This is a genomic window from uncultured Pseudoalteromonas sp. (assembly GCF_963922945.1).
GTDB lineage: Bacteria > Pseudomonadota > Gammaproteobacteria > Enterobacterales > Alteromonadaceae > Pseudoalteromonas.
Genome location: NZ_CAWUKC010000098.1, coordinates 1 through 13,235 on the forward strand (window position 1 = coordinate 1; position 13,235 = coordinate 13,235).

The following is a 13,235-nucleotide window of genomic DNA, read 5'->3' on the forward strand; positions in this document are numbered from 1 at the left end:
CCCCCCCCCCACCCTCCACTCTTTAACCTAAACTCTTTACCCTACACCCTTTAACCTACTCTCTTTACTCTCCAGCCTTGAACCTCAAACCTTTAACCTTAAGTCTTTAACCTTCAGTCTTTAACCTTAAGCCTTTAACCTTAGGTTTTTAACCTTAAACCTTTAACCTTCAGTCTTTAACCTTCAGTCTTTAACCTCAAGCCTTTAACCTTAAGTCTTTAACCTTCAGTCTTTAACCTTCAGTCTTTAACCTTGAGTCTTTAACCTTTGTTTATTAATCACTACCAAATAAATCGCGTGTGTACACTTTATCTGCAATGTCGCTAAGCTCTTCTACCATACGGTTAGAAACCACTACATCCGATATCTGCTTAAACTCATTTAAGTCTTTTATAACGCGCGAGTGGTAAAACTCGTTTTCTTCAAGCACTGGCTCAAATACAACAACCTCAATACCTTTGGCTTTAATACGCTTCATAATGCCCTGAATGGCAGAGGCTCTAAAGTTATCAGACCCTGTTTTCATTACTAAACGGTACACACCTACCACTTTAGGGTTACGCTTAATAATTGAATCTGCGATAAAGTCTTTACGAGTGGTGTTTGCATCTACAATCGCGCCAATAATATTATTTGGTACGTCTTGGTAATTAGCACGTAGCTGCTTAGTGTCTTTTGGTAAACAGTAGCCACCGTAACCAAACGACGGGTTGTTATAATGGCTGCCAATACGTGGGTCTAGGCCTACGCCTTGTATAATTTGCTTGCTATTTAAACCGTGTGCTTCTGCGTAGCTATCTAGCTCATTAAAGTAAGCCACTCGCATTGCAAGGTAAGTGTTAGAAAATAACTTAATTGCTTCAGCTTCTGTTGAGTCAGTAAATAGCACGTCAACATCTTGCTTAATTGCACCTTGCTTAAGTAAGTTAGCAAAAATACTTGCGCGCTCGCTTTGCTCACCTACAACAATACGTGATGGGTGTAAGTTATCGTAAAGCGCTTTGCCTTCACGTAAAAACTCAGGAGAGAATATCAAGTTGTCAGCGTTTAATTGCTTTTTAATATCAGCCGTAAAGCCAACCGGAATAGTCGACTTAATCACCATAACCGCATTAGGGTTATGCACCATCGTATCTTTAATTACAGCTTCAACCGAGCTGGTATTAAAGTAGTTTGTTTCAACGTCGTAATCGGTTGGCGTTGCTATTATTACGTAATCAGCATCTTTATAAGCGGCAGCTTTGTCGGTAGTGGCTGTAAAGTTTAAGTCATCACGCGTTAAAAACTCACTTATTTCGGTATCAACAATAGGTGACTGTTTATTGTTTAATAACGCTATTTTTTGCTCATCTATATCAAGTGCAACCACCTCATTGTGTTGCGATAAAAGCATAGCGTTCGAAAGGCCTACATAGCCTGTACCTACCACGGCAATTTTCATGTTAATCCTTTAAGATTAAGTTAGTGGTTAAAAAAATAATATTATCAGAGTTAAGCTATACCAACCATCAAAACAATATGGCACCAATAAAAGTTGGAAAGTGTCCTTTAAAAGAAGCGCTGGGAATAGTTAACGTATAATGCTAGTTTTTAAAAAATTTATCTATTGACCTTAGCCCGGACAAAACTACACATATGTATATCAATAAATTAGTTTTCAGGATAAAAGCTATAGAGTACTTTAGTTATCTCTAAAGAAAAAGTTTCCCAGCTAAATTTATCAATTATATCACTCCTATCAAAATCAAAGGAGTTATGTATACATTGAATTATTGCTTCAGTCATCTCGGTAAGACTATGAGGGTTTACAGCCAAAACATTCGAGTCACACCTATAGATCCCATCAATAGCTTCATTTACAGAATGTATTACTGGGCAGCCAGAAGCTAAAGCTTCAATATATACTAAACCAAATGTTTCTTGAACTGAGGGAACAAATAAACATAAGGACTGACTATAAAGGCTGTATAGTTTTTCTTTATTAACCTTCCCTTCAACTTGTACCCAGCTCGGAAGTTTTTTGTAATTAAGTAAAGACAAAAGCTCATCTTTCTCGCCTCCGACTACTCTTAAACTAACTTCAGGAAATAACTTTCTGACCTCTACAATCGTATCTAAAACCAAATTTATATTTTTTGTCTTATTAAAACGCCCAACAAATAAAACCTCACTTTTTTTATCCTTAGCTTTTAGCGGCTGGGCTGCTTTTTCGATCCAAAATTTATCAATTCCATTATGTATAACTGTTGAAGATACGCCTTTAAAGACTCGAGGGTAGCTTTGGATAAAGTTTCTTTTATAAACATTGCTTATAAAAATCACTTTATTTGAATTGTTAGTGATAGCTCTAATAATGAACCTATAGTGAGGCAAAAACTTTAGAAAGGTATGGTAATCATTACTTCTGGCTGCAACAATATAATTTACTTTATAAAGCTTATTTGACAAATAAGCAAGGAAGCCATTCGTCCATAACGTATGGGCAAATACCACGTCAGCATTTTTTAAAAGGTTATTGTATTTTAACAACAAAAAAACCGAAACGTAGAGTAACTTTATTAACGGGAAATACTTAAGCAAGCCTAAGTTAAACACCTCATAATGAAGTGAAACGCCTCGGACTTCAATATTATTGATTTTTTTATGTTCTGGGTCATATACGGGTATTATAACATTTTGAACTAAGTTTGGTTGTTTATTTGCAAGGCTAGCAATCTGATTGAGATGGACCTTTGTACCGACATAGTTATTACATATATGTACTACTTCCAAAATATAAAACTCCTAACAAAGATCATATAATAATCTTTAGTTTGTCTAGATAAAGCATTAACAAAAGTTATCGCTATTAATTGTGATAACACCACACTAGTAGCAGCACCATATAGACCATAGTTTGGTATTAAAATAATACTTATGAGTATAGCAATTAGCATACTAATAAAGATCCTTTTTAGCCTAGCTAAATAATTATTTTCTACAACCATAATCACACTAAAAAAAAGATTTGAAAATACAAAAAGCTTGCTAAATATCAAAATAAGAAGAAAATTATAAGAGCTTTCATACTGGTTACCGAAAAATGTTTCTATCAAAAAATCACCAAACAGAAAGTAGAATACTAAAAAAAAAAATACAAACCCATGAATATATCGTAACTTGTGACTAATAAAGCGTGATTTTTCTAGAACGTTTCCCTTTATAAGGTTTAAATCAGAAATTATTGATGTCGCATATGCTGATATAACAAATGAAAAGGGCTCTGACAATTGAACTGCGACACTGTAAATACCTAACTCTTTTGGTGGTAAAAAATGAGAAATCAAAATAAAATCAATTTTTGTATAAAAAAAGATTAAAAGAGACGAAAGAATAAGAGGCCAAACTTCCATAAATATTAATTTTGTATATTTAAAAAAAACAGCTAAATTCACTAAAGAGATACAGTTTGCAAAAAGCTTAATTGGCAAGATAAAAAGTAAAAAATAGTAAAAAGGAATAAAATAAAGATATAAACTGTAGTGATAAAATTCAGAAACCCCACCTAAAAGTAAAACAATTAAAAATGCAACCACATTAAAAGAAAAAAACACCTTACCTTTTTTTGATGCACTTAATTTTAAAAAACTTAAATTAAAAAGCTGAAAAAAATACATTAAAAATAAAGCCAAGAAATATCTAAAATCAAAGAGAAAGTAACCAGGAATGCAAAGTATTATAAATAAGCTTATTCTAGCTAATATAATAGTAAATATTTTCTCTTTATCATTTTCTTCACCCATTAAAGAGATAACATGAGCATCATTGCCAAATAAAGAAACAATAAAAACTACAGATATATAAACTTTTATCTCAGTAAATAAGCCAAAATCAGATGGTCCTAACTCTCTGGCTATTAGTGCGGTGCATAAAAAAACTAAAAGAAGCGAAAGCGCTTTAGAAGTTATAAAGAATAAAGAATTTTTCACTCTTTTATTTCACCCCTTAAGAAAAAAGGTATAAGGAGTGTTAAAAGTAAAACACCGTGAGTAAATAGAGATGCACTTAAGCCACTACCTTGAAACGCATAGAAAGTTACAAAAATTAAACCGTAGTATTTTGGGGAAACATGATACGCTTTAAAAAACTTGAAAACCCAAGAAGTAACAAATATTGAAATAGCTATACCAACAGACCCTAAATTGGCGAAACCATCACTTAAGTAGCCATTATTTGCACTCATATCCTCGCTATTAAAATAAACGAAACCGATTTCTCTTGCTGGTACTCTTTCAAGAGGATAGTCTATTAATAAACTTAAAAAGGACCCTGAATACAATAACTTTAAGTCATTAAAGTATTCAAAAAAGTAAATATTTAAAAGTGCCGGTATATAAAACAATCTCCTTATAAATAAAGACTCAAGCAGTGTAAAACCTAAAAAATCACTTAAAATCCTCAAACAGCAAAAAAGTAGCACTATACCCAGTAAAAACAATCGTAATTTTGAGTAGTGCGTATTTTTACCAACCATGAATGCAAGGATTATAAAAACACTGAAATAAACCGACTTATGCCCCGTTGTCATATATAAATAAGTAAGTATTAATACCGAAAATAAAGCCATAAATTTATCTTTATTATCGATTGCCCAAATTATAGCAACAGGACAAATAACCTTAGCAAGTGTAAAATAAGCATAAACAGATGCCTTTGTACTTGACTCTCGAGACTCCAACCTAAGCTCATATATATTTTTTAACATAAATACGTCAAAGTTTAATTTCAAGCCATGAGCGGCGAAAACTAATGACGATAAAAATATTAAGCTACTCCACAAGAATTTTTGTTGTATTAATAAGGGAACTGTTTTGGTTTTGAATACTGGAAGTATATTGATAAATATTACAGTTAATGGGACACATAGTGCTGACCAGGCTACTATTGTTGCGTTAGTTTCCATGAAGCAAGAAATAACTAAGTTTGGTGCGGTTACAAACACAAATAATAGTGAAGATATGTACTTATCAAAGTCACTTTTAAGCATAGCTATAAAAAAAGCCACACTAAAAATTAAAAACAAGGCTAAAAGAAAGTTGTCGAAAGAAAATTTATTTTTAAACCCCATGTAGCCAAAGTTAGGACCAACCAAATTCGAATAACTGAAGTAAAACAATGAAAATACTACGATTAAAGATATGAATACAAAAATATTTCTATTTGCTATCAAGTATCACCTACCACAGCGTCTATTAACATATTAAACTTATCTTTTATGTGATCACGATCATATTTATTTGAAACCTCTTGAGACTTTATTTTTTCAACTAAATCATCAGTAGAAGTATAGGTTGTAATTATATCGTTATTCTCTATAGCTTTAAAAACACCTTCTTTCATGTATATAGGTCTGTTGGAAAGTAGTCCTAATGCATATCTAGTAGGATAACTTATATTACTTCTAGCATTATTCAAGTTATTATAAGCAACAAGCACCCCATCAAAGTCTTTAATGTAGTGCGAAAGTTTGCCAGCTATGATCTCATCATAATCAAAAGGCAAAAAATATTTTATCATTTTAGATGACTTGGCAGGGTCACCTTGTAAATGCACTTCAATATTGCTATTGCTTAACTCTCTAACTAAGGAGGATATATCATCTATTGTTCTTTCTGAGAAATTTGTCGTACCTAAAAAAACTATTTTTTTATTTTCTCTTTTATTTAAGTTTTCAGCAGATATAGACGTAGGATACATCTTAGGATGAAGGTAGTCTGGCATAACAGTGATCCTTGTCTTATCAACAAAACATTTGTCGCAGAGTAAATCCTTCATTAATATGGTTGGTACTAATAGTCTATCAAACGAATTGAAATACTGGGCATCCCTTGAATACTCATCACAATTCTCATCAAGTCGATTGTTTGATCTAACTGGATATGTATTAACTATCAAAACACTTTTATTATTTGGATATATATCATCAATAATTGTCTTTTCATCTTTTACTGTTGTACTCCAAAGGTATAAAAAATTATTAATATTTTCTTCTTCAAGAAAGCTCTCAATTTCACTTCTTTTTTTTCTATCTACTTTTTCAATACTATGGTTATTAATTAAATTAGTAACAAGCCTACTTTGATCTAATCGAAGTATCTTCAATAACAATTTTGCAGATTTTATTAGTCTTCTTTTGAAGCTAACTTTACCAACTTCAAAGTTGTTATATAAACGTAGCGTATTAATTTCTTTTAAGTAGCTAGGGTACTTTATACTATGCTTACCAGTATCAATATACCCAGAAAGTAAAGACCTATCATTAAGCCCGAGACAATATGAGTGTGTAAATATAACATTAGAAGAGCCTATAACAATATATCTACTCATTATTCATCCCTTTGATGACGTCTAAATTCTCTTCCCACCATTTTGAATCGATAAGTTCTTGTATTTTAGTTTCTGAAAACCTTTTCTTTATTACTTTTGCAGGACAACCAACTACCACTGCATAGTCAGGCACATCTTTTGTTACTACAGCGCCCGCCCCAATAACAGCCCCGATGCCCACTCTTATACCCCCCATAATCAAGGCATTAGCCCCAATCCATACATCGTGCCCAATTTCTACAGGCGAAAAATCCTCTTTTCTTCGTTTTTTAAATAGCACTTGATTGTAAATATAAGGAGAGGTAGATAATTCATTAATAGGGTGCAAGCCCAAGCCGATTTTTACACCCGGCCCTATTGAGCAGTAGCGCCCAACCTTAGTATCGATTAGTATACAAAAGGGTGAAACATATGAGTATTCACCTAAACTTGCCGAAATAAGCCTTGAATAATCATTAATTAAATTGTGCCCCATTAAACTTGATTCGCGGTCTATGTAAACACCTCTACCTATTTTAATGTCATTCTTAAAAATCATTAAATATAGTTTTATAAGTAAAGTATAAATTTTTTTAATTACTAATTTAAAAATATACATCTATTATGAACCTAGTTCTGCTTTAAATTTATCAATTAACAATTCAAGATCATCAAGCATATTACTAGGTTTAAAAGAAACCTCACTAACAAGTCGATCTATATTAGTTACTGGGAAATAATCATCGCCTAGAGTTTCATGCCAGTTTACTTTGCATCCGGTCTTATTTTGTAAAATGTTCGCGATTTCATGAGCTGTAATGTTGTAGCCACTTGCTATATTATATATACGATGATTTAAAACAGGCAATGCTGCAATCTTTATACAGCAATCCGCTAAATCAAAAACCGAGACATAATCTTTTGCATAGTCTTTTGATATATACATATCAACCATTTTGTCAACGATGGCACTTTTAGTTATCGATGGCAGGAATAGTGGGCTTGTTAACGTGAGGCCATAAACATTACTAGGCCTCAAGATTATAATGTCGCGCTCACTTTTTAAACACAACTCCTCACTAACAAGCTTAGTCAAATTGAAAAGTCGCCGATTATCATTTGCACAAATAGTTAGATCTGTCTTTTCCTCTGTCTTTCTTTGATTCATATATATTCGTGTAGATGAAATATATAGTAATCTATCAAACTGACACATTTGAAGAACGCTAGCTAATAAAGATACATTTGCTTCAAGCACATCGAAAGGCTTACTACAATCACCATAACCAGCACAATATATTATGCATCCCAGATCCTGATTGAAAATGCGCTCATCATTTCTTTCTGGCACAAAAACATCGTGCCCTAAACTTTTCAACTGTTTAACAATCTCAGATCCTATAAACCCTCTACCACCAAAAACTGTATAAAGTGCCATTACTTTTTCCATCCATTAATCAGCTGCTTTTTTATTTCGTTAAAAGTTGGCTGTACTTTATCCTTTTCTGATAACAATGGAGTACTTATAGGCCATTGGATTTTTAATTCTTTATCACTCCAAAGTAAACCACTCTCATCATTAGGGTCATAATAGTCTGTACATTTATACTGGAAATCAGCTGTATTACTTATTACGCAAAAACCATGGGCAAAGCCTGGAGGAACGTAAAACTGTAATTTATTTTCACCTGTCAATAGAATACTTTCATACTGACCAAATGTTTCTGATTTAGGTCGCAAGTCGACAGCTACATCAAATACCTCACCGTCTGTTACAGTAACAAGCTTTCCTTGGGGTTTGTTTTTCTGAAAATGTAACCCTCTTAAAACACCTTTTGATGAACGAGAACGATTATCTTGCACAAAGCTTAAATCAATTCCAATTTGCTTGTAGCGTTCAGCTTGAAATGTTTCGTAAAAAAAACCCCTATCATCACCAAAAATATTTGGCTCAATAATCAGCAAGTCTTTAATTTTCGTTTTTATTACATTCATATTTGATTACTTAGTGATGTTTAATAAATATTGGCCATAACCCGTTTTACACAATGCGCTGCCTATATCCCTTACCTGCTTTTTAGTTAACCAACCATTATGCAAAGCAATTTCTTCTAAACACGCTATTTTAAAACCTTGTCTTTTTTCTACCGTCTGTACAAACTGTGATGCTTCAAGTAATGAGTCGTGAGTGCCTGTGTCTAACCATGCAAAGCCTCGTCCTAACTGCTCGACATTAAGTTTTTCTTGATCTAGATAGGCTTGGTTGATACAAGTAATTTCTAGCTCTCCACGTGATGAGGGTTTTACATTTTTAGCAATATCTACAACTGTATTATTATAAAAATATAACCCTGTTACAGCCCAGTTTGATTTTGGTTCTTTAGGTTTCTCTTCTATTGACAAAGCTTTAAATTTGTCATCAAACTCTACAACCCCAAAACGTTCAGGGTCCATTACCTGATAGCCGAAAACAGTAGCCCCAGATAAGTTTTGTGCTGCACTCTTTAATTGTTTTCCAAATGACTGACCAAAGAATATATTATCCCCCAAAGCTAAGCACACATTATCTTTACCAATAAAAGATTCTCCAATAATAAAGGCTTGTGCTAAGCCATCAGGAGATTCTTGTACTTCAAAAAATAGCTCTACCCCAAACTGGGAACCATCCCCTAACAAACGAACAAACCCTTCTTGTTCTTCTGGTGTTGTAATTATTAGTATTTCTCTAATACCGGCTAGCATTAGAACTGAAAGCGGGTAGTAAATCATTGGTTTGTCGTAAATAGGTAGTAACTGCTTCGATACACCTTTTGTAATCGGGTGTAAGCGGGTACCTGAACCACCCGCTAAAATAATTCCTTTCATTAAATTGCTCCTTTTATAATTCGCCAAGCCGTTCACGCTGATAAGAGCCATCCTGAACGTTTTTGCACCACTGTTGATTAGACAAGTACCATTCAATTGTTTTACGGAGCCCTGTTTCAAATGTTTCTATAGGCTTCCAATTAAGTTCTTTACTCATTTTTGTTGAATCGATGGCATAGCGTCTATCATGACCGGGGCGATCTTTTACATATATAATTTGATCGGCATACTTGGCCGTTTTCGGTACTAAGGTATCTAAAATTTCACAAATAGTTTGAACTACTTCTAAGTTTTGCTTTTCATTGTGCCCGCCTATATTGTAGGTCTCTCCAACAACACCTTCGGTCACTACTTTATATAAAGCGCGTGCATGGTCTTCTACGTATAACCAGTCACGTATTTGGTCGCCTTTACCATAAATAGGTAATTCTTTTCCTTCTAGTGCATTAAGTATCACGAGAGGTATTAATTTTTCTGGAAAGTGGTAAGGCCCATAATTATTCGAACAATTAGTGACAATCGTTGGAAAGCCATACGTGCGAAGCCATGCTCGAACTAAATGGTCACTCGACGCTTTACTTGCTGAGTAAGGGCTGCTTGGTGCGTAAGATGTTTGTTCAGTAAATAATGGAAGTTCACCTTCTTGCTCATCCGGGTGTGGGAGATCACCATATACTTCATCAGTTGAGATGTGATGAAACCTAAACGCTTTTTTATCATCGTCATTCAATGTATTCCAGTAATCACGAGCCGCTTCTAAAAGGTTATAAGTTCCTACAATATTAGTATGGATAAATTCGGCAGGCCCTGTGATTGAACGGTCAACATGACTTTCTGCAGCTAAATGCATTACTGCGTCTGGTTTATGCGATTTAAAAACCCGACCAAGCTCTTCAAGGTTACAAATATCAACTTGCTCAAAAGAGTAACGTTCATTATTTTCAACAATTTTGAGTGATTCTAAGTTACCTGCATAAGTTAGTTTATCTAGATTGATAACTGTATCTGAAGTGTTGTTTATTATATGGCGGACAACAGCTGAACCGATAAAGCCTGCACCGCCTGTAACTAATATTTTCATGTGGAATGTTTTAAAAAACCTTTAACTGAATAAATAACAAAGTGATAGGCTGATTTAAATATACTGAGTTTCTTGACTTTGCGGTAAAATAGCCACTGCCACTTTAATATCTCTAATTTATTTTGAGTCATACCTGAATCAACTCGATATAAAGCCAAAACATCTTCTAAACAGTATGCTTTAGGTACTTGCTCTAGAATATTTAACCAAAGCCCCATATCTTGTCGTTTGCGAATTAATGGCATATATAGCTTACCTAATACCTGTGTATCATATACCGCAGTAAGGCAACCAATTACATTACTACTTAGTAGCTTCTTATAGGTTGTAAACACAGGGGGCTTAATCGTCCCCCTCAGCTCGCCCTGCTCTAACTTTTGGTAAGCAGTAAAAGTAAATGCATAATTATTAGTAAGCATAAAACTAATTTGTTTAGTTAGCTTTTCTGGTAACCATTTATCGTCTGCATCTAAAAAAGCAATAAATCGTCCACTTGCTTGTTTAATAGAGTTATTACGTGCAACACCTGCCCCCCCATTTTGTTCATTTATGAACAGTTTTATTCGCGGATCTTTAGTAGCATATTCATTAATTATTTGCTGAGTCTTATCGGTCGAGTGATCATCAGTTATCAATAGCTCCCAGTTTGCATAGCTTTGTGTAATGACCGACTCAATGGATTCCGATATGTATATTTCCGCATTGTACGCAGGCATAATTACTGATACTAGAGGCTCTTGCATTACCTGCCCATACCAAAAATGACCGTTTTTACTGTTAAAAGTAATATTTTAAAATCTAATAATACTGAGTGGTGTTTAATATAGTGAATATCGTACTTGTGCTTCCATATAGCGTCTTCAACCGATGCACCATAAGGGTAACTGACTTGGGCTAACCCCGTTACACCGGGCTTAACTGCATGACGAAAACGATAATAGGGGATTTCCTTTTCTAAGTCTTTTATAAACACTTCACGCTCTGGCCTTGGACCGATTATTGACATAGTGCCTTGTAATACATTTATAAGCTGCGGTATTTCGTCTATTCTAGTTTTACGTATAAACTTACCTACTTTTGTAACGCGGGAATCATTTTTTGAAGCCCATTGTGCCCCATTTTTTTCAGCATCATTACGCATTGATCTAAACTTATATACTTCAAACTCCTTATTATATTGCCCCGTTCGTTTTTGTTTAAAAAGCATAGGCCCAGGGCTTTCAAGCTTTATGAGCAGCGCTGCAATCAAAGAAAATGGAATTGTAAGTATTAATAAAGTAATAGCACTAAATACGTCTACAAAACGTTTAGCCACTTGGGTGCGTTGATTTGATAATATTGAAAACGCTTTTTGGTGCAAAAAGTAACTACTGTGCAGTAAGCGCACCTCTGTATATTTTAATCTATCATCCAAATAACTAACTAGTGGCTCAACCCAAGCTCCGCATTCTGTTGCATTTACCAGAAATTTTCGCTGTTCCTTTGTCAAGTGTGCACTTTGGTAATGACAGACAACTTTTTTAGTAAAATCAGTTATCGCGTAATCATTCATAACAATATTGAATGAATAGTCATCTATAATTGTGGTTATTTTTTTAGCACATTCCTCTGGGCAAAAAACATATATGGTATTCTGCTTTAATGCCTCTGATTTAGATTTAAAACTTTCTGTTATGAAGATAGATTCCAATTCCTTTAAACTATTATCTAAAGGTTGGTCTGTTGTAACTGGATCGCCTACTTTCAAAGTCATATACTTCTCTTCTTATACTTATTTATCTGACTTATATTCGTAATTATAATAGCCATAATACCCATATGCATTACTGGCTTTTTTAACTACCCCGTTAAATACTAGGCCTTTTACGTCTATCCCATTTTGCTCAAAACGGTTACGGGTTAGGTCTATTTCGCGCAAGTGGTTTTGGCCAAAGCGTGCTACTAATAACGTAGTGCCGGTGTGTGCGCTCACTATAGCTGGGTCGGTTACTGCAAGTATTGGTGGTGTATCTATAATTACTATATCGTAAGCTGCACTTACCTCTTCAACCAGCTTACTAAAGTTTGAGTGCATTAATAGCTCAGATGGGTTTGGCGGTATTTGCCCGCGGGTAATTACATTTAACCCTTCAACCTTGGTTGTTTTAGTTACTTGCGCTAGGTTTAATCGGCCCGATAGGTAATCACTTAGGCCATCATCCCATTTTAAGCCAAACTGTGTTTGCAAATAGCCTTTGCGCATATCGGCGTCAATAATCAGTACTTTTTTACCACTTTGCGCGAGTACTGAGGCTAAGTTAACCGATATAAACGATTTACCCACACCAGGGCTTGGGCCCGAGATAGCAATAATGTTATTTTTAGCTTCCATCATCGCAAAATGTAAGCTGGTGCGTAGGCTACGTAATGCCTCTATTGAAAGGTCTGCGGGGTTATCAAGCGCAAGTATGGTTTTTGCTTTTGCGGTTTTATTTTTACGCGCTTTAGTAAAGCCGGTTAGCTTATCTTGATACTCTGAGTGGGGTACACTTGCGTAAACAGGTATGCCTATGGCTTCTATTTCGCTTGGGTCTTCTACCCCTTTGTGCATGGCTTTTTGTATAAGTACTATTGCAACGCTCAACATACCGCCTAGCATAGTTGCCATAACCACTATTAATGCTTTTTTAGGCTTAACTGGTTTTGTGGTGTTTACCTCGGCGTAGTCAATAACGCGTACATTACCCACAGTACCAGCACGTACTATGTCGAGCTCTTGGGTTTTACTAAGTAGCAAGGTATATATTTGGTTACTTACCTCAACATCGCGCTTAAGGCGTAGTAGCTCTTGTTGGGTTTCGGGCAGGCTACCTACCTCACCAATTAGTTGGTCTTTTTGTTTTTCTACCGCTTGAATTTGCTCAACAATACCTTGGTATGCTGGGTGATTTTTTTTAAATTTACG

The 13,235-nt window shown here is 34.7% G+C and carries 13 protein-coding genes; all 13 read right to left on the minus strand.

The features are described from left to right. Positions 1 to 274: 274 nt before the first annotated feature. A complete protein-coding gene (locus tag AABI99_RS15890; RefSeq protein WP_338367064.1) occupies positions 275 to 1,441 on the minus strand; it encodes a nucleotide sugar dehydrogenase in 1,167 nt (388 codons plus the stop codon). Positions 1,442 to 1,650: 209 nt separating this feature from the next. Then, positions 1,651 to 2,772: a glycosyltransferase family 4 protein gene (locus tag AABI99_RS15895; protein WP_338367065.1), complete on the minus strand. Its 1,122-nt coding sequence runs from the start codon at positions 2,770 to 2,772 to the stop codon at positions 1,651 to 1,653. Then, positions 2,763 to 3,968, minus strand: a complete 1,206-nt coding sequence (locus tag AABI99_RS15900) for an oligosaccharide flippase family protein (RefSeq protein WP_338367066.1) — start codon at positions 3,966 to 3,968, stop codon at positions 2,763 to 2,765. The genes AABI99_RS15895 and AABI99_RS15900 overlap by 10 nt, the downstream gene beginning before the upstream one ends. Continuing rightward, entirely contained in the window at positions 3,965 to 5,209 is a 1,245-nt protein-coding gene (locus tag AABI99_RS15905; RefSeq protein ID WP_338367067.1) for a hypothetical protein, read from the minus strand. The genes AABI99_RS15900 and AABI99_RS15905 overlap by 4 nt, the downstream gene beginning before the upstream one ends. Further along, on the minus strand, positions 5,206 to 6,366 hold the full coding sequence (locus AABI99_RS15910; RefSeq protein ID WP_338367068.1) for a hypothetical protein: 1,161 nt from the start codon (positions 6,364 to 6,366) through the stop codon (positions 5,206 to 5,208). The genes AABI99_RS15905 and AABI99_RS15910 overlap by 4 nt, the downstream gene beginning before the upstream one ends. Then, positions 6,359 to 6,964, minus strand: coding sequence for a CatB-related O-acetyltransferase (locus AABI99_RS15915; protein ID WP_338367069.1), 606 nt, complete (start codon positions 6,962 to 6,964; stop codon positions 6,359 to 6,361). The genes AABI99_RS15910 and AABI99_RS15915 overlap by 8 nt, the downstream gene beginning before the upstream one ends. Before the next feature lie 3 nt (positions 6,965 to 6,967). Then, positions 6,968 to 7,783 carry an SDR family oxidoreductase gene (locus AABI99_RS15920; RefSeq protein ID WP_338367070.1) on the minus strand — a complete coding sequence of 272 codons (816 nt, stop codon included), beginning with the start codon at positions 7,781 to 7,783 and terminating at the stop codon, positions 6,968 to 6,970. Beyond that, complete coding sequence (gene rfbC, locus AABI99_RS15925) at positions 7,783 to 8,340, minus strand: dTDP-4-dehydrorhamnose 3,5-epimerase (RefSeq protein ID WP_338367071.1); 558 nt, start codon at positions 8,338 to 8,340, stop codon at positions 7,783 to 7,785. Before rfbC ends, AABI99_RS15920 begins: the two co-directional genes overlap by 1 nt. Before the next feature lie 6 nt (positions 8,341 to 8,346). Beyond that, the gene (rfbA, locus tag AABI99_RS15930) at positions 8,347 to 9,210 is read right to left on the minus strand and encodes a glucose-1-phosphate thymidylyltransferase RfbA (protein WP_338367072.1); all 864 of its coding nucleotides are present in this window, start codon (positions 9,208 to 9,210) and stop codon (positions 8,347 to 8,349) included. A 13-nt stretch (positions 9,211 to 9,223) separates the two neighbouring features. Then, entirely contained in the window at positions 9,224 to 10,291 is a 1,068-nt protein-coding gene (gene rfbB, locus AABI99_RS15935) for a dTDP-glucose 4,6-dehydratase (RefSeq protein WP_338367073.1), read from the minus strand. Beyond that, positions 10,288 to 11,034 carry a glycosyltransferase family 2 protein gene (locus tag AABI99_RS15940; RefSeq protein ID WP_338367074.1) on the minus strand — a complete coding sequence of 249 codons (747 nt, stop codon included), beginning with the start codon at positions 11,032 to 11,034 and terminating at the stop codon, positions 10,288 to 10,290. Before AABI99_RS15940 ends, rfbB begins: the two co-directional genes overlap by 4 nt. Next, entirely contained in the window at positions 11,034 to 12,044 is a 1,011-nt protein-coding gene (locus AABI99_RS15945; RefSeq protein ID WP_338367075.1) for a sugar transferase, read from the minus strand. Before AABI99_RS15945 ends, AABI99_RS15940 begins: the two co-directional genes overlap by 1 nt. A gap of 18 nt (positions 12,045 to 12,062) precedes the next feature. Then, positions 12,063 to 13,235 (minus strand): polysaccharide biosynthesis tyrosine autokinase (locus tag AABI99_RS15950; protein WP_338367076.1); only part of this gene is annotated, 1,173 nt, incomplete at its 5' end.

Excerpts from the sequence above, each read along its gene's own strand:
- AABI99_RS15890 (WP_338367064.1), bottom strand. The coding sequence starts at position 1,441 with ATGAAAATTGCCGTGGTAGGTACAGGCTATGTAGGCCTTTCGAACGCT.
- rfbC (WP_338367071.1), bottom strand. The coding sequence starts at position 8,340 with ATGAATGTAATAAAAACGAAAATTAAAGACTTGCTGATTATTGAGCCA.
- AABI99_RS15910 (WP_338367068.1), bottom strand. The coding sequence starts at position 6,366 with ATGAGTAGATATATTGTTATAGGCTCTTCTAATGTTATATTTACACAC.
- AABI99_RS15920 (WP_338367070.1), bottom strand. The coding sequence starts at position 7,783 with ATGGCACTTTATACAGTTTTTGGTGGTAGAGGGTTTATAGGATCTGAG.
- rfbA (WP_338367072.1), bottom strand. The coding sequence starts at position 9,210 with ATGAAAGGAATTATTTTAGCGGGTGGTTCAGGTACCCGCTTACACCCG.
- rfbB (WP_338367073.1), bottom strand. The coding sequence starts at position 10,291 with ATGAAAATATTAGTTACAGGCGGTGCAGGCTTTATCGGTTCAGCTGTT.
- AABI99_RS15940 (WP_338367074.1), bottom strand. The coding sequence starts at position 11,034 with ATGCAAGAGCCTCTAGTATCAGTAATTATGCCTGCGTACAATGCGGAA.
- AABI99_RS15915 (WP_338367069.1), bottom strand. The coding sequence starts at position 6,964 with ATGTATATTTTTAAATTAGTAATTAAAAAAATTTATACTTTACTTATA.
- AABI99_RS15945 (WP_338367075.1), bottom strand. The coding sequence starts at position 12,044 with ATGACTTTGAAAGTAGGCGATCCAGTTACAACAGACCAACCTTTAGAT.